Source organism: Streptomyces sp. NBC_00162, from assembly GCF_024611995.1.
In the GTDB taxonomy this organism is placed as follows: domain Bacteria; phylum Actinomycetota; class Actinomycetes; order Streptomycetales; family Streptomycetaceae; genus Streptomyces.
This window is the reverse complement of sequence record NZ_CP102509.1, coordinates 2,253,987-2,277,081: the sequence shown is the minus strand read 5'-3', so window position 1 is coordinate 2,277,081 and position 23,095 is coordinate 2,253,987. Positions and strand designations below refer to the sequence as shown.

General features: G+C 72.0%; 17 protein-coding genes. 13 read left to right on the top strand and 4 right to left on the bottom strand.

Annotated elements, in window-relative coordinates; genetic code table 11:
• Position 1 precedes the first annotated feature (1 nt).
• From JIW86_RS11105 to JIW86_RS11095, 3 genes are all read left to right on the top strand, one after another.
• The gene (locus tag JIW86_RS11105) at positions 2 to 1,621 is read left to right on the top strand and encodes an MFS transporter (protein WP_215149922.1); all 1,620 of its coding nucleotides are present in this window, start codon (positions 2 to 4) and stop codon (positions 1,619 to 1,621) included.
• A 268-nt stretch (positions 1,622 to 1,889) separates the two neighbouring features.
• The gene (locus JIW86_RS11100) at positions 1,890 to 3,272 is read left to right on the top strand and encodes a KamA family radical SAM protein (protein WP_257553607.1); all 1,383 of its coding nucleotides are present in this window, start codon (positions 1,890 to 1,892) and stop codon (positions 3,270 to 3,272) included.
• Positions 3,269 to 4,522: a pyridoxal phosphate-dependent aminotransferase gene (locus tag JIW86_RS11095; RefSeq protein WP_257553606.1), complete on the top strand. Its 1,254-nt coding sequence runs from the start codon at positions 3,269 to 3,271 to the stop codon at positions 4,520 to 4,522. Before JIW86_RS11100 ends, JIW86_RS11095 begins: the two co-directional genes overlap by 4 nt.
• 72 nt (positions 4,523 to 4,594) lie before the next feature.
• Here the strand turns inward: JIW86_RS11095 and JIW86_RS11090 are convergent, their stop codons facing one another.
• Positions 4,595 to 4,864 (bottom strand): phosphopantetheine-binding protein, encoded by a 270-nt coding sequence (locus JIW86_RS11090; RefSeq protein ID WP_257553605.1) that lies wholly within the window; start codon positions 4,862 to 4,864, stop codon positions 4,595 to 4,597.
• Between the two features lie 97 nt (positions 4,865 to 4,961).
• On the opposite strand from JIW86_RS11090, the gene JIW86_RS11085 reads away from it, so the two are divergent.
• Both JIW86_RS11085 and JIW86_RS11080 read left to right on the top strand, forming a co-directional pair.
• A complete protein-coding gene (locus JIW86_RS11085) occupies positions 4,962 to 6,572 on the top strand; it encodes an AMP-binding protein (RefSeq protein WP_322975515.1) in 1,611 nt (536 codons plus the stop codon).
• Positions 6,573 to 6,612: 40 nt separating this feature from the next.
• A complete protein-coding gene (locus JIW86_RS11080; protein WP_257553604.1) occupies positions 6,613 to 8,211 on the top strand; it encodes a PQQ-binding-like beta-propeller repeat protein in 1,599 nt (532 codons plus the stop codon).
• A 34-nt stretch (positions 8,212 to 8,245) separates the two neighbouring features.
• Here JIW86_RS11080 and JIW86_RS11075 read toward each other — a convergent pair whose 3' ends face one another.
• Together JIW86_RS11075 and JIW86_RS11070 are read right to left on the bottom strand one after the other, a co-directional pair.
• A complete protein-coding gene (locus tag JIW86_RS11075; RefSeq protein ID WP_257553603.1) occupies positions 8,246 to 9,529 on the bottom strand; it encodes an RNA-guided endonuclease InsQ/TnpB family protein in 1,284 nt (427 codons plus the stop codon).
• 224 nt (positions 9,530 to 9,753) lie between these two features.
• Entirely contained in the window at positions 9,754 to 10,734 is a 981-nt protein-coding gene (locus JIW86_RS11070; RefSeq protein WP_257553602.1) for an ACP S-malonyltransferase, read from the bottom strand.
• A 165-nt stretch (positions 10,735 to 10,899) separates the two neighbouring features.
• Here JIW86_RS11070 and JIW86_RS11065 point away from each other — a divergent pair, with 165 nt between their 5' ends.
• From JIW86_RS11065 to JIW86_RS11030, 8 genes are read left to right on the top strand one after another with little or no spacing between them, the layout of a single operon-like run.
• Positions 10,900 to 12,723, top strand: coding sequence for a fatty acyl-AMP ligase (locus JIW86_RS11065; protein ID WP_257553601.1), 1,824 nt, complete (start codon positions 10,900 to 10,902; stop codon positions 12,721 to 12,723).
• Positions 12,717 to 14,471, top strand: coding sequence for an acyl-CoA dehydrogenase (locus JIW86_RS11060; protein WP_257553600.1), 1,755 nt, complete (start codon positions 12,717 to 12,719; stop codon positions 14,469 to 14,471). The genes JIW86_RS11065 and JIW86_RS11060 overlap by 7 nt, the downstream gene beginning before the upstream one ends.
• A 37-nt stretch (positions 14,472 to 14,508) precedes the next feature.
• Positions 14,509 to 14,859 (top strand): acyl carrier protein, encoded by a 351-nt coding sequence (locus JIW86_RS11055; RefSeq protein WP_257553599.1) that lies wholly within the window; start codon positions 14,509 to 14,511, stop codon positions 14,857 to 14,859.
• Positions 14,859 to 17,834: a type I polyketide synthase gene (locus tag JIW86_RS11050; protein WP_257553598.1), complete on the top strand. Its 2,976-nt coding sequence runs from the start codon at positions 14,859 to 14,861 to the stop codon at positions 17,832 to 17,834. The genes JIW86_RS11055 and JIW86_RS11050 overlap by 1 nt, the downstream gene beginning before the upstream one ends.
• Positions 17,831 to 18,850, top strand: coding sequence for a 3-oxoacyl-ACP synthase III family protein (locus JIW86_RS11045; protein WP_215149914.1), 1,020 nt, complete (start codon positions 17,831 to 17,833; stop codon positions 18,848 to 18,850). Before JIW86_RS11050 ends, JIW86_RS11045 begins: the two co-directional genes overlap by 4 nt.
• Positions 18,851 to 18,857: 7 nt before the next feature.
• Entirely contained in the window at positions 18,858 to 20,786 is a 1,929-nt protein-coding gene (locus JIW86_RS11040) for an HAD-IIIC family phosphatase (protein WP_257553597.1), read from the top strand.
• Positions 20,773 to 21,009, top strand: coding sequence for a phosphopantetheine-binding protein (locus JIW86_RS11035; RefSeq protein WP_215149912.1), 237 nt, complete (start codon positions 20,773 to 20,775; stop codon positions 21,007 to 21,009). Before JIW86_RS11040 ends, JIW86_RS11035 begins: the two co-directional genes overlap by 14 nt.
• Complete coding sequence (locus JIW86_RS11030; RefSeq protein WP_257553596.1) at positions 21,006 to 21,935, top strand: 4'-phosphopantetheinyl transferase family protein; 930 nt, start codon at positions 21,006 to 21,008, stop codon at positions 21,933 to 21,935. Before JIW86_RS11035 ends, JIW86_RS11030 begins: the two co-directional genes overlap by 4 nt.
• Here the strand turns inward: JIW86_RS11030 and JIW86_RS11025 are convergent.
• Positions 21,875 to 22,915 carry a LuxR C-terminal-related transcriptional regulator gene (locus JIW86_RS11025; protein ID WP_215149910.1) on the bottom strand — a complete coding sequence of 347 codons (1,041 nt, stop codon included), beginning with the start codon at positions 22,913 to 22,915 and terminating at the stop codon, positions 21,875 to 21,877. The two genes, JIW86_RS11030 and JIW86_RS11025, sit on opposite strands and share 61 nt — an antisense overlap.
• Positions 22,916 to 23,095: the final 180 nt, after the last annotated feature.

The window sequence follows — 23,095 nt, the reverse complement described above, 5'->3', positions numbered from 1 at the left end:
CATGACCAGCTCCCTGAGCGAGAACGACACGACCGGACCGGAGGCCAAGGCGGGCCGCAAGGAATGGATCGCCCTCGGCGTACTGCTCCTGCCCGTGCTGCTCGTCTCCATGGACCTGACGGTTCTCTACTTCGCCATCCCCGCCATCAGCGAGGACCTGCGGCCCTCCGGCAGCGAGCAGCTGTGGATGATCGACATCTACGGCTTCGTCCTGTCCGGAGTCCTGCTCACCATGGGCGCGCTCGGCGACCGCATCGGCCGCCGGCGCCTCCTGCTGATCGGTGCCGTGGTCTTCGGCGGCGGCTCGCTGCTCGCCGCCTACGCCTCCAACCCCGAGATGGTGGTCACCGCCCGGGCCCTCCAGGGCATCGGCGGCGCCACCCTCATGCCGTCCACGCTCGCCCTCATCCGGAACCTGTTCCGCGACCAGACCCAGCGGCGCACCGCCGTCGCCGTCTGGTCCACCGGCATGGCCGCCGGCGCCGCGCTCGGCCCCGTGGTCAGCGGCGCCCTCCTCACCGGCTTCTGGTGGGGTTCCGTCTTCCTCATCAACGTCCCCGTGATGCTGCTCCTGCTGGTCGCCGCGCCGTTCCTGCTGCCGGAGTTCAAGGACGCCGCGGCCGGGAAGTTCGACCTGATCAGCGCCGCGCTCTCGCTCGCCATCGTGCTGCCGGTCATCTACGGCTTCAAGAAGATCGCCGTGGACGGCTTCTCCGTCACCCACGTCGTCGCCATCGCGGTCGGCCTGGCCATCGTCCCGCTGTTCCTGCGCCGCCAGCGCACCAGCAGCGACCCGATGATCGACATCTCGCTGTTCCGCAACCGCGCCTTCGGCGCCTCGGTCACCGTGAACATGCTGGCCTGCTTCACCCTCGTCGGCTACTCGCTCTTCAGCACCCAGTACATGCAGTCGGTCCTCGGCATGAGCGCGCTGAAGTCCGCGCTGTGGACCATCCCCGGCACGCTCGCCGTGGGCGCCGTCGTGCCCGTCGCCACCGTCCTCGTCCGTACCGTCAAGCCCGCTCACATCATCGGCGCCGGGTTCACCGTCGCCACCCTCGCCCTGCTGATGCTCACCCAGGTGCCGGCCGAGGACGGCCTGGTGCTGATCCTGATCGGCATCATCGCGCTGGCCGTCGGGCTCACCCCGGTGCTCACCCTCGTCACCGAACTCGTCGTCGGCCAGGTGCCGCCGGAGCGCGCCGGTACCGCCTCCGCCCTGCTCCAGACCGGCCAGGAGCTCGGCGGCGCCCTCGGCGTGGCCGTGCTGGGCAGCATCGGCGCCGCCGTCTACCGCAACAGCTCCGCGCTGGACGCCCCGGCCGGGGTGCCCGCCGACGCGCTGGAGCCCGCCCGCGAGACCATCGGCGGCGCCCTGGCGGCCGCCGGCAAGCTCTCGGGCGACGCGTCCGCCAGTCTGATCGAGGCGGCCCGTACCGCCTTCACGACCGAGGTGCACGCCGCCTCGGTGGCCGGAGCCGTCGTCATGGCCGGAGCCGCGGTCTTCGCCCTGATCGGGCTGCGCTCCGTCCAGACCGACAACCAGCGGGCCGCGGAACTCGCCGCGCAGAGCGCCCCGGCGGCGCAGAAGGCCGCACAGCCGGGCGCGGGCACCGCGTAAGGCACCTGCCCCCGTCAGGGGCCCACCTACAGCCGCCCAGGACCTGAACCCCCGCCGGTCCTGGGCGGCTTCGCCATGCCCGGGTCCGGTCCGCGCCGGTCGGCACACCGCGCCGCGGGAGCGCTCCGCGCGAGCGGGCCGCCGGGGTGCCGTAAGGGTCGGGCTGGGGTCGGATCTGGGGTCCGGTGGCCGAATCCTCTCCCTAGCATCGAACCGCATTCGAGCACACGCTCGGAACTGCCAGGCACCAGGCTGGAGGAATATCCGCATGTCCCTGCTGGCAACCGATTCTGTCGAGACGGCACGGTTCCGCGCGTACGGGCCGCGGCAGCTCGACGAGATCGCCGACCGCCACGGCCTGCCCGCCGACATACGGGAGACCGTCCGGCTCGTGTCGATGGTGCTGCCCTTCCGGGTCAACGAGTACGTCCTGTCGCACCTCATCGACTGGGACCGCATTCCGGACGACCCGATGTTCCAACTGGTGTTCCCGCAGCGGGGGATGCTGACCGAGCAGAACGAACGGGACCTGGCCGCGCTCTCCGCGGACCCCGCGTCGAAGGTCGCGCTGCGCACCCTCGTGCAGCAGATCCGCGGCCGGCTCAACCCGCACCCGTCCGGCCAGAAAGAGCTCAACGTCCCCACCCGGGACGGCGCCGAGATCCCCGGACTCCAGCACAAGTACCGCGAGACGGTGCTCTACTTCCCGAGCCAGGGCCAGACCTGCCACTCCTACTGCACGTACTGCTTCCGCTGGGCCCAGTTCGTCGGGGACGCGGACCTGCGCTTCGCCGCGCCCGACCCGAGCGGTCTCGTCTCCTACCTCGGCCACCACCCCGACGTCACCGACGTACTGGTGACCGGCGGCGACCCGATGGTGATGTCCACCGAGCGGCTGCGCTCCCACCTGGAGCCGCTGCTCGCCGTGGAGAGCGTACGGACCATCAGGATCGGCACGAAGTCCGTCGCGTACTGGCCGCAGCGCTTCACCGGCGACCCCGACGCCGACGACGTGCTGCGCCTCTTCGAGCAGGTCGTCGCCTCGGGACGCAACCTCGCCGTCATGGCGCACTTCAGCCACCCCCGCGAGCTCGCCACCGACCTCGCCCGGCGGGCGATCTCCCGGATCAGGTCCACCGGCGCCCTCGTCTACTGCCAGGCGCCGCTGATCGCCCGCGTCAACGACGACCCGGCCGTCTGGAGCGAGATGTGGCGGGCCGAACTCGCCGCCGGCTCGGTGCCGTACTACATGTTCGTGGAGCGCGACACCGGCCCCTACGACTACTTCCGGGTACCCCTCGCGCGGGCGGCCGAGATCTTCCAGAGCGCCTACCGCACCCTGCCCGGCCTGGCCCGCACCGTACGCGGCCCGGTGATGTCCGCGACCCCCGGCAAGGTCGCGGTGGACGGGATCGTCGAGAACGCCGAAGGCCGCTTCTTCCAGCTGCACATGGTCCAGGCCCGCGACCCCGCCCTGGTCGGCAGGCCCTTCCTGGCGCACTACGACCCCGAGGCGGCCTGGCTGGACGAACTGCGGCTCGACCGCACCGTCCCGGCCGACATCGCCCGCGCCATCGGGGGACCGGCGTGGTCGGGCGGACAGGAGCTCTTCGGGACGAAGGCGGCCGCGCCGGTGGGGAGCAGGGGATGAACGACATGCGGATGTCACCGAACCTGGCGCTCAACCAGCTGGTGGCACAGCGCCAGGCGGCCGGCGAACCGCTGATCCACCTCGGCTTCGGGGAGTCCCGGCTGCCCGCGTTCGAGCCCCTGGTGGAACGGCTCGCCGCGGGAGCGCACCGCAACGCCTACGGGCCGGTGGCCGGTTCGCCCGGGGTCCGCAACGCCGCCGCCGGCTACTTCAGCCGCCGCCGCATCCCCACCGACGCGGAGCAGATCGTGGTCGCCCCCGGCAGCAAGCCGCTGCTGATGGCCCTCAACCTGGCCGTCCCCGGCGACGTACTGCTGCCCCGGCCGGCCTGGAACACCTACGCCCCCCAGGCCCGGCTGGCCGGCAAACACCCGATCGCCGTCCCGATCCCCGAGGAGTGCGGCGGGGTACCGGACCCGGACGCCCTGCGCGAGTGCATCACCGCGGCCCGCGTCCTCGGCCGAGACCCGCGCATCATGGTGCTGACCCTCCCCGACAACCCGACCGGCACCCTGGCCCCGCCCCCTCTCATCCGCGAACTGTGCGCGATCGCCGAGGAGGAGGGCCTGCTGATCGTCTCGGACGAGATCTACCGCGACGTGGTGCACGACCCGGCCACCGAGTACCTCAGCCCGGCCGAGGTGGCCCCCGGGAGCACGGTCATCGCCACCGGCCTGAGCAAGAGCCTCGCCCTGGGCGGCTGGCGCATCGGCGTGGCCCGCTTCCCGCAGGGCCCCTGGGGCGAGTGGATCCGTACCGGAGTGGTCTCCGTGGCCAGCGAGGTCTGGTCGACGCTGGCCGGGCCGATGCAGGAGGTGGCCGCGTACGCCTTCGGCGAGCCGCCGGAGGTACGGGACCGGCTGCGGGCCAGCGCCCGGCTGCACGGGGCCGTCGCCCGCGAGGTCCACCGCATCACCGTGGACGCGGGCGCCCGCTGCCGGCCGCCGACCGGGGCGTTCTACGTCTACCCCGACTTCGAACCGGTCCGTGAGGAGCTGGCGAAGTACGAGGTGACCGACTCGCCGACGCTGGCCCGCCGGATGCTGGACCTGGGGATCGTGGTGCTCGCCGGACACCTGCTCGGCGACGAGGGGGACGCCCTGCGGTTCAAATGCGCCACCAGCATGCTGTACGGCGAGACCGCCGAGCAGCAGCAGCTCGCCCTCGACGCGCAGGACCCCACCGCCCTGCCGCACGTCCGCAAGACGCTCGACAGGATCGAGGAGAGTTTCCGGCAACTGGTCCCCTGACCGGCTCCGGAAAAAGCGAACGGCCCGACTCGGATATGAAATCCTCGCCGGGCCGCGAGTGGACCGGTTTTCTCAAGCGGCGGATTCCGTCTGCGTGATCAGGGTGTTCCAGAGAATATCCGGGCTCGCGAAATTCTCCAGCTTCAGCGCATCGTCCAGGAATCGGACGTCATAAGCGCCTTCCAGAGCGGCGAGCAGTTCGACCGTACCCATGGAGTCGAGCCCCAGGTCACGGAGTTCGGCGTCACCGGTCAGTTTCTCGTCGGGTGAGAGATAGGGCAGGAACGGACGTACGACGGCCTCGAAAGCGCCGTCCCAGGTGTGCTTCGTGAGTTCTGGCATACGGGAATGATGGAGGCGTCCGATGACGACTGTCAATGCGTCCCGGAAATGGTCCGGGAACTGGCTGACCGATAATTCCCGGCGAGGAGGAGCAGAAATGGAACCAATGGCGCGGACCGCGCTGCACGCACGTTTCCTGCGCGGCCTGGAACGTTCACCGCGCGGGGTGGCCGTGCGCGTCGGGAAGGAGACCGTCGACTACACGACCGCCCACGAACTGGCGCTGTCCTGGGCGGGCGCGCTGCTGAGCGCCCCCGGCGGGCCGCCGAAGGCCGTCGGCATCCTGGCCGGCCGCAGCCTCACCTCGTACGTCGCCGTCCTGGCGAGCCTGTACGCCGGGCTCCCCGCGGTGCCGGTGCTGGCCGACTTCCCGCCCGGCAAGATCGCCTCGATGCTCGCGTCGGCGGAGGTCTCCGCCCTCGTCGTGGACGAGGAGGGCGCGGCCCTGCTCGCGACGGAACTCGCAGCGGAACTCGCCGCGGAACCAGGGAACCTCCCGGTGCTGGCACCGCACCTGACCCCCGCCGAGGCCGAAGCGCTCACCGCCGGCAGCGGACTGCGGCCGCTCCTCGCCGGCCCGGACACCGCGCTGGCGGAGCCGAGCTGGTCCGCCGGACCCGAGGACGTGGCGTACGTCCTGTTCACCTCCGGCTCCACCGGCCGGCCCAAGGGCGTACGACTCACGCACGGCAACATGGCGCACTACTTCGCCCTCATGGACGCCTGGTACGACTTCACGGCCGCCGACGTCTTCTCCCAGGCCGCCAACCTCAACTGGGACTCCGCGGTCTCGGACCTGTGGTGCGCCTGGGCGGTGGGCGCGCCGCTGGTCTCGGTCTCCCCGCACGCCTACCGCGACCTGCCCGCCTTCGTCGCCGAGCACGGCATCACCGTCTGGTTCTCGGCACCCAGCGTCATCTCGCTGTCCCGCCGCACCGGACGCCTGCTGCCGGGCAGCATGCCCACGCTGCGCTGGACGTACTTCGGCGGCGAGGCGCTCCAGTTCCAGGACACCGACGCCTGGCAGCAGGCCGCCCCCCGCTCCGCCGTGATCAACGTCTACGGCCCGACCGAGATGACGATCACCACCCACCGCCACACCTGGTCACCGCAGGAGTCCACCCGGCTCGGAGTCAACGGGGTGGTACCGCTCGGCCTGCTCCACGACGGCCACGCGGAACTGCTCCTGGACGAGCAGGGCGTTCCGGCCCGGGAGGAGGGCGAACTATGGCTGTCCGGCCCGCAGTTGTCGGCCGGCTACCTGGACCCGGCCGACGGGGCCGGAAAGTACCTGGAGCGCGACGGCGTCCGCTGGTACCGCACCGGCGACCGGGTACGCCGGCTCGCCGGGGGCGAGCTGGTCTACCTGGGCCGTACCGACTCCCAGGTGCAGGTGCAGGGCTACCGGGTCGAACTGGCCGAGGTGGAACACGCCCTGCGCGCCGGCACCCCGGTGACCGACGCGGTGGTGGTCGGCGTACCCGTGGCCAACAGCACCGAGCTCGTCGCCTTCTACCTCGGCGGGCAGCGCTCCCCGCAGGAGTTCCACCGCGACCTGGCCGGGCTGCTGCCCGCCCAGCTGATCCCGCGCCACTACCACCGGCTCGACGAGTTCCCGCTGAACACCAACAAGAAGACCGACCGGCTGGAACTCACCGCGCGCGCCACCGCCCTGCACGGCACCCGTGTACCGGTGACCGCGGGCTGATACCCGAACCAACCCATCACAGCACGGAAGAGGAAGACCCATGCGCACAAGACCCCGGACCCGCCAGGGAGCGGTCCGCAGATTCGCGCTGCTCGCCGTACTCGCACTGACCGCCACGCTGTTCTCGGCTCCCGCCACCAGCGCGGCCCTGCCCCCGTCCGCCTGGCCGACCGGCGGTCACGACATCCGCAACAGCCGGGCGAACCCGCAGGAAACGGCGATCGGCAAGGGCAACGTAGGCCGCCTGAAGGCCAAGTGGACGTACGCCACCCACGGCGACGTGTCCGCCACCCCGGCCGTGGTCGGCGGAGCCGTGTACTTCCCCGACTGGGGCGGCTACCTGCACAAGGTGGACGCGAAGACCGGCCGCCCGATCTGGTCGCGCAAGGTGTCCGAGTACACCGGTGACGCGGCCTCGGTCGCCCGGACCAGCCCCGCCGTCGTCGGCGGCAAGGTGTACATAGCGGACTGGAACAAGGCCGTCCTGATCTCCGTCGACGCGGCCACCGGCAACAAGGTGTGGAGCCGGGAGGTGGACACCCAGTACAAGGCGGTACTGACCCAGTCTCCCGTCGTGCACGAGGGCGTGATCTACCAGGGCGTCTCCTCCCGCGAATCCGAGGGCGCCCTCGACCCGGCCTACCCCTGCTGCACCTTCCGCGGCAGCGTGAACGCCTTCGACGCCGCCACCGGCGACCGGCTGTGGCGCCAGTACACGACCCCCGACAACGGCGGTCAGCCCGGCGGCTACAGCGGCGTGGCCGTCTGGGGCACCCCGGCCCTGGACCCGGCGACCCACACCGTGTACTTCACCACCGGCAACAACTACACCGTCCCGAAGTCCGTCAGCGACTGCCAGACCGCAGGCCACACCCCTGCCGAGTGCTACGCCCCGGACAACTACGTGGACACCGTGCTGGCCCTCGACATGCGGACCGGCCGGGTCAAGTGGAACACCGGAGCCAAGCGCTTCGACGCCTGGAACACCGGCTGCATCCCCGGCTTCCCGCCCAACAACTGCCCGCCGAACCCGGGTTACGACTACGACTTCGGCGACGGCGCGCACCTGTTCACCATCAAGGGGCCCGACGGCTGCCCCCGCAAGGTGATCGGCGCGGGCGAGAAGAGCGGCGAGTACTGGCTGATGGACGCGGACACCGGCGCCGTGGTCTGGAGCGCGGCGGCCGGTCCCGGCGGTCACATCGGCGGCATCCAGTGGGGTACGGCCAATGACGACAAGCGGATCTACATCGCCGAGGCCAACTTCAACCGCCAGCCCTACCAGCTGGCCGACGGCACGACGACGACCCGCAGCTCCTTCGCGGCGCTCGACCCGCAGACCGGACGCGTCCTGTGGCAGGTCGCCGACCGCACCGACGGCTTCGCCTGGGGCGCCCTGACCACCGCGAACGGCGTCGTGTTCGGCGGCTCCACCAGCGGCCGCATGTACGCGTTCGACGCAGCGACCGGCGCCTACCTCTGGGACTTCACCGCGCCGTACTCGTCCAACGCCGGCCCCGCGGTCGTCGACGGCACCGTCTACTGGGGCAACGGCTACGCCCGCTTCGCCAACGGCGGCGGCACCACCGGCAGCCTCACCGAGGGCACCTTCTACGCCTTCACAGTGGACGGCAAGTGACGATCCTCGCCCCATAAAGTGGGGGCGATTCCTTTCAGCTCGCGTGGGCGGGCTTCGGGGCTTCACGCATCCGCCTCCGGCCTGCGGCCGGGACTCGCACCCTGGGGATGCTGCGCGTGCTGTTGATGTCCGAGCCGCCCGTCCGGCGGGCTCGGGCCTCGATCTCCATCGAGGCGTTGTGGTCGGCATCGTCCTCGTGCCCGCAGCGGGTGCAGGTGAAATGCCGGCCGCATCCCTTACGAGATCCGGGATCGACCAGTCCGCAGGCCGCGCAGGTCTGGGAGGTGTGGAACGGCGGCACGGCGACGAGTACGGATCCGTACATGCGGGTTTTGTAGTCGAGCTGTCGCCGCCGTTCGCCCGGGGTGTTGTCGAGGACCGACCGGTTGAGGGCAGCCTTCGACCGGACGTTCTTGCCGGGTGTCTCTGTGGTGCCCTTCGCTGAGGCCGTCATGTTCCTTACGCGCAGGTCCTCGATACCGATCAGGCCGTGGCTTTTGGCGAGGTCGGTGGTGAGTTTGTGCGTGAAGTCCCGGCGCCGGTTGGCCCGCCGGGTGGTGAGCTTTGCGATGTGGGCGATGGTGGTGCGCAGGCGGTGGCTGTACGTCCCGCCATTGTGTTTCTTCGCGTAGGTGATTTGGCGGGCCTTGCGTTGCTCAAGTGCTTTGAGCCGCTTGCGTTCGCTAGCGGTGAGCGTCGGTGGCATGAGGCGAGGTGTGGACTCGGTGGACACGAACGCGGAGGCTGCGACACCGAAGTCCACCCCGCACGTGGGCTTTCCGTTCGGCGCGTCCGGCTTGCGGCCGGTGTGAACACCGAAGGAGATGTGCCAGCCGTTGCCGTCCTGGGACACCGTGGCGTTGCGGATCGTGCCCCCGATCGCGCGGGAGAGGCGGAACCGCAGCCAGCCGACTTTCGGCAGACGCACCTCAGCCCACTTGCGGTTCAGCTTGCGGACCTCGACCGCCTGCCCGGGAAACGGGACCGACAGCCGGTGCCCGCGCTTCCTCCGTGACGGAAACCGGGCCGGAAGGTGGGCATTCCAGAAATTGTCGTACGCCCGGTCCAGCTGACGCAGAATCTGCTGCCCGGACTGTGCGGGCAGGTCACCGATCCAGTCAAGATCCGCACGAGCCGCCGTCAGGAACGTGCACTGCTCGACCGACCGCAACGTGTACCGACGCTGCTCCCACAGATACACCCTCTGCTCCAGAGCCACATTCCACAGAGCACGCGCCGTATGCCCCCACCTGGTCAGGACCTGTTCCTGCTCTCGGGTGGGGTACGCACGATACTTGCGCCCCGCGTCTGCCCTCACGCTTCCAATTGTGGCGACGAACGTGGCGAAAATTCGGAAAGACAGCGATTGAGTCCTATTGGGCGCGCACTATTGGTTTCGTTACGCAATACCGGCACAACGTGCTCATCGATGCGCATCTCAAGTGGGTGGGGGGACGCCATGAACGGCGAATCGCTTCAGTAACCGCACATGAGGGAGGGGCCGGTACCCAGCGGGTACCGGCCCCTCCCCGTGCCCGCCGCTCAGGCCGCGACCGGCAGCCGTCGCCGCACCGGCCGCATCGCCGAGCGGGGCGTCACCGGCACCACCTCGAAGGCGCGCGTGGTGCACGCGACCCGGGTGAACAGCCCGTCCTGCCCGGACACGTACAGCCGGCCGACCCCGGCCCCCTCCAGCGTGGACACCACGTCCGGCCAGCGCACCGTACGGACGAAGCCGTCCAGCAGCATCCCGCGCACGCCCTCGCCGGTGGTCACCACCCGGCCGTCCTGGTCCGCGACCAGCGGCAGCCGCGGCTCGGACCAGGTCAGCCCGTCGAAGATCTCGGCGTCCACCCGGTCGCGCAGCCCCCCGAAGAGGTACGAGTGCATGGGCGGCTTCATCGTGTACATCGACATGCCGCCCAGCGAGCGGATCCGCCGCTGGAGCCAGTCGAGCACCGACTCGTGCACCGTGAGCATCGTGAAGTCGTGGTCGACCACGCAGGACACGTCGCTCCACTCACCCCGCTCCTCGAGCTCCCGGCGCAGCAGCGCGACCTTCTCCTGCGGTACCCGGGCTATCGACTGGGTGACCAGGGCGGGGTGTTCCCGCGCGAAGTAGTCCTCCATCGTGTCGGCGAGGCGTGCGGTCATCCGTACCGCATCGGGGAAGTCGAGCACGCCGGAGTAGACCGCGGCGGCCCGGGCGCCGAAGCTCGGCCCCGTCGCGTACGCGGGCGCGACCTCCAGCCGGTCCGTGGCCCACCGCGCCAGCGCGAGGCAGTTCACCACGAAGGAGATCTGCCCGTAGAGCGAGTAGTCGCCGTCGGCCTGCTGGTAGCGGTCGGCCAGCGAGAATCCCAGCACGTCGTCGGCGATCGCGTGCAGCTCCCGCGCGTACGGATTGACCAGCATGAACCGGGCCACCTCGGAGAAGGCCGTCGGTTGCATGCCGGGGAAGACGATCGCCGCTGCCGGCGGCTCGGTCCCGGCGGTGGTGTCGCTGTCGGTGTGAGTGTCCATGGACCGAGGTTGGCCCCGCCCACCCGCCGCCGAGCACCCCTGCCACCCCCTAGGGGGCGTCTCGTCGGTGGTCCGCACAAGCCTCACTTAAGCGGCCGCGCGGATGATCGCCGGTAAACGAGGTCCGACAGTCCACGGGCCCGCAGACGCGAGGGGATGCCGCGGATGTCAGAGTCACGCTTCGCCACCTTCACCGAACTCCTCCGCGTTCGGACGGCAGAACTCGCCGACGAGGACGTGCACGTCTTCCTCCGCGACACGGCCGGCGGAGCGCAGGCCCGGCACCTCACGTACGGGGAGCTGGACCGGGAGGCGAGACGCATCGCGGCCGGCCTCCAGGAGTACGGCGCGACCGGACAGCCGGTGCTGCTGGTCTACTCCTCCACCGTCGAGTTCCTCAAGGCCTTCGCCGGCTGCCTCTACGCCGGCGCCGTCGCGGTCCCCGTACCGATGCCGGGCGAAGCGGGCCGCGACAAGCGGCTCAACCGCACCACCGCCGTCCTGAAGGACACCGGCGCCAAGGTGGTGCTCACCGAGACCGCCGCCGCGCCCGAGGTCGCGCTCTGGCTGGCCCGCAACTCCCGGCCCGACGCCGAGTGCGTGGTCACCGACGTCCCCGGCTTCGGCGACGCCGACGCCTGGCAGCCCGTCACCGCACGCCCCGACGACCTCGTGTTCCTCCAGTACACCTCCGGCTCCGTCTCCGAACCGCGCGGTGTGACCGTCTCCCACCGCAACCTGCTCGCCAACCAGGCCGCCCTGCAGAAGGTGCTGCACACCACCCGCGAGGACGTCTTCGGCAGCTGGCTGCCGTACTTCCACGACATGGGACTGGTCGCCCACCTGCTGCACCCCGTCTGGCTCGGCAGCCACAGCGTCCAGGTCACCCCGCTGTCCTTCGTCAAGCGCCCGCTGCGCTGGCTCCAGGCCATCGACGAGTACGGCGTCACCGTGGGCGGCGGCCCCAACTTCTGCTACGACCTGTGCGTGCGGCGGATCAAGGACGAGCAGATCGCCGCCCTGGACCTGTCCCGCTGGCGCCTGGCCCTCAACGGCGCCGAACCGGTACGCCCCGAGAGCCTGGACGAGTTCGCCGAACGCTTCGCCCCGGCCGGGTTCCGCCCCGAGGCCCTGCGCCCCTGCTACGGACTGGCCGAGGCCACCCTGGTCGTCTCCGGCGGCGTCCCCGGCACCCCGCACGTCCGCAAGGAGTTCAACCAGACCGCCCTGGAGCGTGACCGGGTGATCGGCGCCGGGCCCTCGGCCACCGGCACCGAGCGCGTCCGGACCCTGATCGGCTGCGGCGCCCCCGTCGACATCGAGGTGCGCATCGTCGACCCGCTGACCCACCACGAGCTCCCGGCCGGCGCGGTCGGCGAGATCTGGCTGCGCGGCTACAGCGTGGCCCGCGGCTACTGGCAGCGGCCCACCGAGACGGTACGCACCTTCCGCGCCAGCCTCAACGACGAGGAGAGCGGCTTCCTGCGCACCGGCGACCTGGGCATGCTCGAGGACGGTGAACTGTTCGTCACCGGGCGGCTGAAGGAAGTCGTCATCATCAACGGCCGCAACGTGTACCCGCAGGACATCGAATGGGCGGCGCGGACCGTCAGCCCCGCCCTGACCTTCGGCGTGGGCGCCGCGTTCTCCGTGGACGCCGGGCGGGAACACCTCGTCCTCGTCCAGGAGGTGCGCGGAGCCGGCAGCGAGGAACTGCGCACCGTCGCGCAGAAGATCCAGGCCCTCATCGGCAAGGAGTTCGAGATCCCGGCCGGCAACATCCTGCTGGTGCGCCCCGGCGCCGTACGCCGCACCAGCAGCGGAAAGGTCCAGCGCACCCTGATGCGCAAGCTCTTCCTCGACGGCGTGGTGCGCGGCGACTACGAGGTGCTGACCCCCGACGTGTGGGCGCTGGCCCGGGCCGAGGACGTGCTGTTCGGCGAGGACCTGCTGCGGCCGGAAGGAGCCGACGGAGGAAGACGGTGGTAGCCGCCCTCCTCGGCGACCGCACGGTGGCGCGCCGGCGCGAGGACGCCGTACGGACCCGGGTCGCCGCCCTGGAGTCGCTGCTCGGCGACCCCTCGGACCCGGCCAACCCGGTCGGCTACACCGCGCTGCTGGAGGCCGACCGGGCGGCGGTGCCCTTCGCCGCAGGCGAGGCGCTGCTCGACGAGTTCGGGATCACCGACGAGTACATCCCACAGGCCCTGGGCGGGCGGCTCGACGGCATGGACACCCTGGTCAGGATCATGCGCCCGGTCTTCCGCCGGGACGTCGGCCTGGCCATGGGCCACGGCATGACCACCTTCATGGCCGCCTCCGACGTGTGGACCGCCGGGAGCTCCCGGCAGCGCCACTGGCTGGCCGGGCTGCTGCGCGACGGCGGCAAGGCGGCCATCGCCCAGCACGAGACCGCCCACAGCAACGACTACGTACGCAGCCAGGTCACCGCCCGGCGCAGCCCCCACGGCTATCTGATCAGCGGTGGCAAGCCCCTGGTCAACAACCTCGAGCGGGCCGGCGCGCTGGTCCTGTTCTGCCGCACCGACCCGGCGCCCGGCAGCCGCAGCCACTCCGTACTGCTCCTCGAACCGGGGCAGCTGACCGACGCACGCGCGGCGGTGACGGCCCGCCGCACCCCGGTCGGACTGCGCGGCTGCCGGTTCGCCGGAGTGGAGTTCGACGACTGTCCGGTGCCCGCCACCGCCCTGCTGGGCCCCGAGGGCAGCGGGATCGAGACCGCCCTGCGCTCCTTCCAGATCAGCCGCACGGTGATCTCCGCCTCGGCCGTCGCCGCCCTCGACACCAGCCTGCGCACCGCCGTCCGCTTCGACCGGGAGCACTCCGGCGGCGCGCAGGCCCGCGGCACGGACGGGAGCCGCACCGGTGCTGCACTGACCAGCGCCTTCGTCAACCTGCTGCTCTACGACAGCCTCGCCGTCGTCGCCACCAGGGCCCTGCACCTGCTGCCGGCCGAGACCAGCGTCTACTCGGCGGCGCTCAAGTACCTGCTGCCCCGCGTGCTCACCGAGACCATGTACGACCTGTCCATAGTCCTCGGCTCCGGCTTCTACACCCGCGAGGGCAGCCTGGGCATCTTCCAGAAGCACGTCAGGGACGTACCGGTGCTCAGCCTCGGCCACGCCGGCACCGTCGCCTGCCAGGCCACGGTCATCCCGCAGATGCCGCGCCTGGCCCGGAGTTCGTGGTTCCTGGAGGACGAGGCGCCCTCGGGTCTGTTCCGGCTGGGCGGAGACCTGCCGCCGCTGCGCACCGACCGGCTCGCCCTCGCGTGCGGGCGCGACTCGCTCAGCGCGACGATGCTCGCCGTCAGCTCGGCCGTCGACGGCAGCGGTCCCGTCGAGCGGGCCCTGCGCACGCTCGCCGGGCAGCTCGTCGAGGAGTTCCGCGACGTACGGAGCCGGGTGCTCAGGCTGGAGGCGGCCGGTTCCGCGGCCACCGCCCAGCCCGCCCGGTTCGCTCTCATGGACCGGTACGCGCTGCTGCTGGCCGCTGCCGCCGTACTGGGCCTGTGGGACCAGGGCCGTTACGGCCCCGACCCGTTCCTCGCCGATCCGTGCTGGGCGGCGGCCGCGCTGCACCACATCGCCCGCCGGCTCGGCACGCGCGTGGCCGATCTGCCGCCGGAGTGCGAGACCCGGATCCGGCACGAGGTCCAGCTCCGCTTCAGCACCCAGCTCGGTTACGACCTCTACTCCACCCCCATCCCGGGCTGACCGGGACCCGGGCCGTACGCACCGAAGGAGCCCCACGATGACCGTTCCCACCGGTCGGCACACCGCGACCACCGCGACCGCGGCCACCGCTGACGGCGTACTGCCGCACGCATGGCTGTCGGCCCGGCTCTCCGTCTACCTGCGCCGGGCTCCCGAGACCATCGACCCCACCGTGCCGCTCGCCGAGTACGGCATGGACTCGGTGGCGGCGCTGAGCCTGTGCGGCGACCTGGAGGAGGAGTTCGGCCTCGAGGTGGAGCCGACGCTGCTGTGGGACCACCCGACCGTGGCGAGCCTGGTCCGCCACCTGTCGGCCGCGCTGGCCGCCGCCGCGCCCGCCGGCCCTCCCGCCGGTCAGGCCGCCACCGCACCGGCGGACCAGCGCTGATGGGGGACATCGCCGTCGTCGGCATCGACTGCGCCTTCCCGGGGGCGGCGGGCGTGCAGGCGTACTGGGACCTGCTGATGCGGGGCGGGGCCGGCACCGGCCCGGTCCCCGCCCAGCGCTGGGAGGCGCAGGACTTCCCCGCTGTCAGCGGCCGCGGTGGCTTCATCGACGACGTCGATGTCTTCGACAGTGACTTCTTCTCCGTCACCCCGCGCGAGGCCGCCGCGATGGACCCGCACCAGCGGCTGCTGCTGCCCTGCGCCTGGCGCGCCCTCGAGGACTCGGGCCGAGCCCCCGGCGAACTGGCGGGCACCGAGACCGGGGTGTTCATCGGCATGATGGGCGGCGAGTGGGGCCGCCTGACCATGAGCGACCTCGCGCAGGTCACCCCGCTGCTCGGCGCCGGCAGCAGCGCCGGGATGGCGGCCAACCGGATCTCCTACCACTTCAACCTCACCGGCCCCAGCCTCGCCGTCGACACGGCCTGCTCCTCCTCGCTCGTCGCCGTCCACCTCGCCGCCAACTCCCTGCTGGCCGGGGAGTGCGACACCGCCCTCGCCGGCGGCGCCAACATCGTGCTCTCGCCGTCCATGGGCATGGTCTACGGACAGCTCGGCCTGGCCGCCCACGACGGCCGCTGCAAACCCTTCAGCGCCGACGCCGACGGGATCGGCCGCAGCGACGGCGTGGGCCTGGTCGTCCTGCGCAGGCTGGACGACGCCCTGGCCGAGGGACAGCGGATCTACGCCGTACTGCGCGGCAGCGCCGTCAACCAGGACGGTCGCAGCAACGGGGTCATCGCCCCCAACCGCTGGTCGCAGCAGCGGGTGCTGAACTCCGCCTACCGGCGCGCCGGCATCACCCCGGACCGCGTCGCGTTCCTGGAGGCGCACGGCACCGGCACCGTACTCGGCGACGCCATCGAGTGCGCGGCGCTCGGCGCGCTGCACGGCATCGCGCGCGACGCGCCCTGCGCGCTCGGCTCCGTGAAGGGCAACCTGGGGCACACCGAGGGTGCGGCGGGCATCGCCGGACTCATCAAGACCGCCCTCGCCCTGCACCACCGCATGGTCCCCGCCAGCCCCTTCGCCGAGCGCGAGAACCCGCGGCTGCGGCTCGGCGAACGGGGCCTGCGGCTGCTGAAGTCCCCGATGCGGCTGCCGCGCGGCGAGAGCCTCGCCGGGGTGAGCAGCTTCGGCATGGGCGGCACCAACGCCCATGCCGTCCTCGGCTCGGCCCCCCGGCTGCCCCGCCGCACCGCGGCCGCAATGCCCAAGGCCCGTACGGGCGCCGCCCGCGGGGCCGTCGGCGTGTTCACCGTCAGCGGCGACACCCCCGAAGGACTGCGCCGCAACCTCGCCGCCCAGGCGGAGGCGGTCGCCAGGCGGCCGCGCGGCGGCGCCGCCGCCCTGTGCTGGAGCAGCAACCGCATCAAGACCGGCCTGCCGCACCGGTTCGCGGTCACCGTCCGCGACACCGACGAGCTCGTCTCCGCGCTGCGCGGCGCGGCCGCCCAGGATCCGGCCGGGCTCGGCGGGCGCCCGTGGGGCAGGCCGGTGGTGGCCTTCCTGTTCACCGGGCAGGGCAGCGAGTTCCCGGGCATGACGGCGCGGCTGCACCGCGAGTCGGCGGCCTACCGCCGCCATCTCGACGAGGCCGACGAGGCCCTCGCCGCCCCCCTGGGCACCTCGGTGCGCGACCTGATCCTCGGCGGCGACGATCGGGTGCACCGCCCCGAGTTCGCGCAGCCCGCCCTGTTCGCCGTCGGCTACGCCCTGGCCCGCACCCTCACGGCGCTAGGGATCGTCCCGGCCGCCGTCCTCGGCCACAGCCTGGGCGAGTACGCGGCGGCCGTGACCGCGGGCACCCTCGAGCTGGACGAGGCCGCCCGCCTGGTCGTCCGGCGCGGCGCGCTGACGGGCGAACTGCCCCCCGGCGGCGGCATGCTCGCCGTAGCCACCGCTCCCGAGGAGCTCGCCGGGATCCTGGCGGGGGAGCCGGACGCCGTCGTGGCCGCGCTGAACGGCCCGGCGGACACCGTGCTCTCCGGGCCGTCGGCCGCACTGGCCAGGATCGGCAAGGAGCTCACCGGGCGCGGCGTACGGGTCAGGGAGCTGCCCGCCCCGTACGCCTTCCACTCGCCCCTGATGGCCCCGGCCGCCGCGAAGCTGCGCACCGAGGCGGTGCGGTGTGCGCAGCCCGCCGTGCCGGTGGCCTCGACCCGGCACGGCCGGATGCTGCACCACGAACCCATGGACGCCGACTACTGGGCGGACCAGATCGAGGAGCCCGTGCTCATGGACACCGCGCTGAGAGCGCTCGTCTCGGACATCGCCCCCACCCATCTGATCGAGATCGGCCCGCGCACCCAGCTCCTCCAGCTCGCCGCCCGGGGCGGCCGGGCGCCGGGAGCCGAGTTCCTGCACCCCGCGCCGGGCCCCGAGGCCACCGGCCGGGACCTCGCCGAGACCGTCGCCGCCCTCCACCGCTGCGGACTCGATCCGGTGTGGGAGGAGCTGTACGCACCCGAGCACCGGGTCGTCGAGCAGATGAGCCCGTACGTCTTCTCCTCGGCGCAGCGCTACTGGGACCGGCGCGCGCCGCTGCGCGCGGCGACGGCTCCGGCTCAGGCTCCGGCCGGGGAGCGGCTGCCGGAGCGGCAGGACCCCCAGGCCGCCCCCGCCCCCGCCCCCGCCTCCGCACCCGCCCGCGACGCGGGCGACCCGGTGCTGCTCGCGGTGGTCCAGGCGGTCACCGAAGTCGGCGGGTACCCCCCGGAGCGCGTGGTGCGCGAGGCCCGCTTCCACGAGGACCTCGGCTTCGACTCCGTGATGATCATGCAGCTCAAGAACCGGGTGGAGGCCCGGCTGCCGCGCGTCGGAGAGGTGTCCGTCCAGCAGATGCTGCCCGCGCTGCGATCGGTCGGTTCGCTCGCCGAGTTCCTCGGCGGCCTGATCACGGCGAGGTCGGCATGACGGGCCGCGCCGTCTACCTGGCGGCCGCCGGTACGGCCCTGCCCGGGGACCCGGTGGACAACGCCGCGCTCGGCCGGCTGCTGGGGGTGAGCGCCGAGTGGATCGACCTCTTCGTCGGCACCAGGACCCGCCACTTCGGCTGGGACCCGGTGACCGGAGAGGTCCGCGGCTCCCTCGCCGACCTGTGCGCCGAGGCCGGCGCCCAGGCCCTGGACGCCTCCGGACTCGACCCCGCCGACATGGAGTTCCTGGTCCTCGCGACCGCGACCCCCGACCTGCTCCTGCCCACCACCGCGAGCGAGGTCGCCGACCGGCTGGACCTCGGCCACCTGCCGGTCTTCCAGCTCCAGTCGGGCTGCTCCGGGGCGGTCCAGGCCCTCGACCTCGGCCGCACCCTGGTCCTCGGCGGTCGTCGGGCCGGGCTGATCCTCGGCGGCGACGTCACCCACCGGTTCCTGTCGCCCCGGCGGGACACCGCCCGGATGGCCACCGAGGAGCTGGTCAACCACGTCCTGTTCGGCGACGGAGCGGGAGCCGCCGTGCTCACCGACGAGCCCGAGGGCGAGCGGGTGGCCGTACGGGCGGTGCTGAACTCCTGGACGGGACAGGGCCGTCCGCCCGGACAGGTGCTGGACTGGTACGGGACCACCGACCGCCACGCGGAGCGGCGGATGCTGGCCGAGGACTACAAGGCGATCGAGGAGCACGTCCCGTCGATCACCGTGGAGATCCTCTGGGAGCTGCTCGGCGGACTCGGCTGGGGCCTGGACGACATCGGCTACCTGCTGCCGCCCCAGCTCTCCGAGCGGATGACCGGGCGCATCCTGGAGCGGCTGCCGGACTCCTCCGCACAGGAGATCTCCTGCGTCTCCGAGACCGGAAACACGGGCAACGCCCTGCCGTTCCTGCAACTCGAGCGGCTGTTCCCGAAGTTCGCCCCCGGGGAGCGCGCACTCGCCCTGTGCGTGGAGTCCAGCCGGTGGATCAGAGCCGGGTTCGCCCTGGAGAAGGTGTGAGGCGTCGATGACGACGGGAGCGACGGGACCCACCGGGCTGGAGCGGCTGCGCGAACTGCGCACGCTGGGCCTGCTGGAGAAGGCGTACGACGAGGCGCCGGCGCTCCTCGCGGCGGAAGAGAGCGGTCCCAAGGGCACGTCGGGCGCCGCGGCGGCCGGGCGGCTGCTCGCCGGTCTCGACCCCGATGCCGTGCTGGCCCACCATCCGCGGACCCCCGTCGTGACGGTGGCGGTCACCGGCGAGTCCACGGTGGGGCACGTCGTCGATCCGCTCACGGGTGAACTGGCCCGCCACGGCCTGCTGCTGAGGCCCGTCCTCGGCGAATACGGCACGTACCTGCGCGACCTGACAGATCCCGGCAGCGAACTCCGTGCGGCCGCACCGGATCTGACGCTGTGCCTGCTCGACGCGGAGACCTTGTTCGCCCAGGTGCCCACGGTGTGGGGACCCGAGGACGTGGTCGCGGCGGGAGAAGCGGCGCTGAGCCGGTGCGCCGCGCTGGCGGCCGGGGCCGCCACGGGCACCGGCACCCTGGTGCTCAACACCGTCCCGCTGCCGCGCGCCTACAGCCACCAGCTACTCGACCACCGCTCCCGGGCCCTCCTCGGCGCGGTGTGGCGGGAGTTCAACGCCCGCCTGCTGCGGCTCACCGAGACCGCCCCCCGCCTCGTGGTGATCGACCTGGAACCGCTGATCGGCGAGGGCGGGCCGGTCACCGACCCCCGCCTGGCCCGGTACGCCAAGGTCCAGCTCGGTGCGGAACTCCTCGCGGCGTACGCCCGCGAGGTCGCGCACCTGGCCCGGGCGGTGCGCGGCATGACCCGCAAGTGCCTGGTGCTCGACCTCGACGACACCCTGTGGGACGGGGTGCTCGGCGAGCGGGGACCCGACGGGGTCGCGGCGGCTGGCACGCTGCGCGGCGAGGCGTTCGGAGCCTTCCAGAAGTGCGTCAAACAGCTCGGCTCGCAGGGGGTGCTCCTCGCGGTCAGCAGCAAGAACGACGAGGACCAGGTCCTCGCGGCCCTGCGCGGACATCCCGATCTCGTGCTGCGCGAGCACGACTTCGTACGGATCAACGCCAACTGGGAGCCCAAGGACGGCAACCTCGCGGACATCGCGGACCGGCTGGACATCGCCACCGACGCCCTCGTCTTCGCCGACGACTCGCCGGCCGAGCGCGCCCGGGTGCGGTCCGGCCTGCCCGGGGTGGCCGTCGTACCGCTCGACGAGGAGCCCGCGCTGCACGTGACCCGGCTGCTCGCGGACGGCTGGTTCGACACCCTGCGGCTGACCGACGAGGACCGGGCCAGGACCGGCGAGTACCACCGGCAGCGCGAACGCCGGGCCCTGCACGAGAAGGCCGGCTCGCACGAGGAGTTCCTGCGGAACCTCGGGGTGCGCGTCGAACTCGGCCCGCCCCGGGCCCACGAGTTCGCCCGCCTGTCCCAGCTGACCCTGCGCACCAACCAGTTCAACCTCACGGGCGGCGGACACCAGGAGTCCGAGCTGGCCGAGTTGGCCGCCGACCCGGACGGCCGCCTGCTGCTGGCCGCCCGCACCGCGGACCGGTTCGGCGACAACGGCCTGGTCGGAGCGGTGCTGGGGACCTTCGCCGACGGGGCGCTGCACCTGGACAACATGTGGCTCAGCTGCCGGGTGCTCGCCCGGGGGATCGAACAGGCCTGCCTCGCCGTGCTGCTGGCCCGGGCCCGCGCGCTCGGGCTGTCCGCGGTGACGGGCCGGTACGTGCCCACCGTACGCAACCACCGCGTCCGTGATCTCTACCCGTCCTGCGGTTTCACCCGGATCGGGACCGGCGCGGCCGAGGGCGGGCCGGTGGAGTTCCACCACGACCTGGCACGGGTGCCGGACGTACCCGGTCATGTGCGCATCACCGAATTCCTGGGGGGAAGGCCGGCCGATGAGCCTCGATAGCCTCGACACGTTCCTGCGGACGGTCCGCGACGACCTCGGCCTGGACCTCGACGTCCCCGCGGGCGCGGACACCGCGCTGGCGGACCTCCCCGGGTGGGACTCGCTCAACCTGCTCCGCCTGGTGGCCCTCCTGGAGGAGTCCGGCCACCGGGTGCCGGTGCACCGTCTGCTGGAGGCGCGCAGCTTCCGGGACGTCCACACGCTCGTGAAGGAGTACGGATGACCGCCCCGGGCAGCCCCACGCTCGGCCCGCCCCTCGGGGAGCCCGTCGCCGTGGTTCCGGGAGGCGACTCGTGGGACAGGGTCAGGGAGGACCTCGCCACCCACGGCACGGCGCTGGTCTACGCGAGGCTCAAGGACCTGGAGCCCGTCCTGCCGACCGGCGACGGGCTGCGCGAGCTGCTCGGCCGTGACTGGACGCGCTTCCTGGACCTGACGCACGCCGACGTGCGCGGCCGCTACATCGCCTCCCGGATGCTCCTGAAGTACGCGGCGGGCGCGGTGCTCGCCAGCGAACCCGCGGACCTGGAACTCGCCTACGGCCCCACCGGCCGCCCGTACCTGCGCGGCTGCGACCAGATCGACATCAGCCTGAGCCACACGGAGGACCTGCTGCTCGTCGGGCTGACCACCTGCGGCCTCATCGGGGTGGACGCGGAGCGCGCCGACCGCGAGATGTACGGCAGCGGTCTGGGCCGGCACATCTGTACGCCCTACGAGCTGGTCCTGCTGTCCGGGATGCCGGAGGAGGAGCGCAACGGCGCCCTCGTACGGCTGTGGACCCTCAAGGAGGCCTACAGCAAGGCGATCGGCCAGGGCATGCAGTTCCGCTTCACCGAGTTCGGCTTCGGTCCGGACGGCAGGCCCGTGCGGGTCCAGCGGCCGGACGGGACGGCGGGCACCGGGGACGAGTGGATCTTCCGGACGTTCCCGCTGGCGGACGGGTACGTCGTGAGCGCCGCGGTCTACGACGCGGGCTTCGGCCGGCTCCAGGACGCCCACGTCACGACGATGCTCGACCAGGACTGCGTGGACGCGATCACGGAGGCGCTGGGCGGGGGTTCCCCCGGACGGGGTCCGGGGGAGGATCAGGGGGGAGGCGCCGCTGCCGGGCCGCCGGAGAGTAATTCCTGCCGTGCGGCGTTGTAGCCCGCCTGGAAGCGGCTGGTGGCCTCCAGTTCCTCGGTGATCTCGGCGATGTGGCGGCGGCAGGTGCGCACCGACATGCCGAGCCGGCGGGCGACCATCTCGTCCTTGTAGCCCTTGGTCATCAGCCGGATGATCGACCACTTGAGCTCGTCGGAGGAGGCGGGGGTCCGCTGGGATTCCACGACGTACGGGGACGCGCCGTCCCACAGGTACTCGAAGACGGAGCACAGGAAGGCCACGAGCGTGGGCTCGCGGACGATCGCCGCCCCGGGCGAGGACTCGTGGGTGGATCGTTCCGGCAGGAAGGCCACCTCGCGGTCGTAGATGATCAGCCGGTCGATGACCTCGTCGGCGGTCCGGATCTCGGCGCCCTGGAGGCTGACGTCGCGGACGTACGAGCGGGTGGGGAGGTCGTTGCGGGCGGTGTGCTGGTAGATGGTCCGGATCCGGACCCCGCGGGCCAGCGTGGACAGTGCCGACTCCCGTGCCTGCGCGAGCAGTTCGGGCGGCCGGGCGCCACCGGGCTGGACGGTGAGCATCTCGTCCTTGCAGTTCTGGCTGAGGTGGTTGAGCATCGCCTGGATCCGGGTGACATCGGTGATGATGTCGAAGGCCTCCAGCCGGTTGCGCAGCCGGCGCCCCTCGAAGTACAGGGGCGTCAGGGACAGCAGCTTGGCCCGGACGTCGGTGACCGCCTGTTGCAGTTCCCGGATGTGCCGCTCCGCGGGTGCGACCAGGGAGGCGGCCGCCACATCGGGTGTGACGGGGGTCAGTTCGGACGGTTGACCCGGCATGGATTGCAGGAGGCGGACCCCGCACAGCACCTTCTCCACCCGCGCGATCTCCTCGGGTGTCAGGGACAGCTGCTCGGCGATCTTCTCGCGTACGAAGCGCCCGCACTCGACGGCGAGACCGTATGCCGAGGCGCTGATGTCGTCCAGCTCGGCGAACCCTGAATCCGAGCCCTCCCCTGTGAACATGCCAGCCCCCACTGATCGATGTAATTGCTGCCACGTAACTTTACGCCAGCGTGCGGCTCTTGGCGCGAATGATCGATATCCCGCACTCTATTCGCATCACCGGGACACCAAAGCCGGAGAAATCGGGCGAAGGTGTTGGCTGAGGAAATCTCGATCTTCGACTGGGGGCGTCGTGAGGGC

Bases quoted from the DNA above. Each gene is read 5' to 3' on its own strand.
- JIW86_RS11105 (WP_215149922.1), top strand. From the start codon at position 2: ATGACCAGCTCCCTGAGCGAGAACGACACGACCGGACCGGAGGCCAAG.
- JIW86_RS11100 (WP_257553607.1), top strand. From the start codon at position 1,890: ATGTCCCTGCTGGCAACCGATTCTGTCGAGACGGCACGGTTCCGCGCG.
- JIW86_RS11095 (WP_257553606.1), top strand. From the start codon at position 3,269: ATGAACGACATGCGGATGTCACCGAACCTGGCGCTCAACCAGCTGGTG.
- JIW86_RS11090 (WP_257553605.1), bottom strand. From the start codon at position 4,864: ATGCCAGAACTCACGAAGCACACCTGGGACGGCGCTTTCGAGGCCGTC.
- JIW86_RS11085 (WP_322975515.1), top strand. From the start codon at position 4,962: ATGGAACCAATGGCGCGGACCGCGCTGCACGCACGTTTCCTGCGCGGC.
- JIW86_RS11080 (WP_257553604.1), top strand. From the start codon at position 6,613: ATGCGCACAAGACCCCGGACCCGCCAGGGAGCGGTCCGCAGATTCGCG.
- JIW86_RS11070 (WP_257553602.1), bottom strand. From the start codon at position 10,734: ATGGACACTCACACCGACAGCGACACCACCGCCGGGACCGAGCCGCCG.
- JIW86_RS11065 (WP_257553601.1), top strand. From the start codon at position 10,900: ATGTCAGAGTCACGCTTCGCCACCTTCACCGAACTCCTCCGCGTTCGG.
- JIW86_RS11055 (WP_257553599.1), top strand. From the start codon at position 14,509: ATGACCGTTCCCACCGGTCGGCACACCGCGACCACCGCGACCGCGGCC.
- JIW86_RS11050 (WP_257553598.1), top strand. From the start codon at position 14,859: ATGGGGGACATCGCCGTCGTCGGCATCGACTGCGCCTTCCCGGGGGCG.
- JIW86_RS11045 (WP_215149914.1), top strand. From the start codon at position 17,831: ATGACGGGCCGCGCCGTCTACCTGGCGGCCGCCGGTACGGCCCTGCCC.
- JIW86_RS11040 (WP_257553597.1), top strand. From the start codon at position 18,858: ATGACGACGGGAGCGACGGGACCCACCGGGCTGGAGCGGCTGCGCGAA.
- JIW86_RS11035 (WP_215149912.1), top strand. From the start codon at position 20,773: ATGAGCCTCGATAGCCTCGACACGTTCCTGCGGACGGTCCGCGACGAC.
- JIW86_RS11030 (WP_257553596.1), top strand. From the start codon at position 21,006: ATGACCGCCCCGGGCAGCCCCACGCTCGGCCCGCCCCTCGGGGAGCCC.
- JIW86_RS11025 (WP_215149910.1), bottom strand. From the start codon at position 22,915: ATGTTCACAGGGGAGGGCTCGGATTCAGGGTTCGCCGAGCTGGACGAC.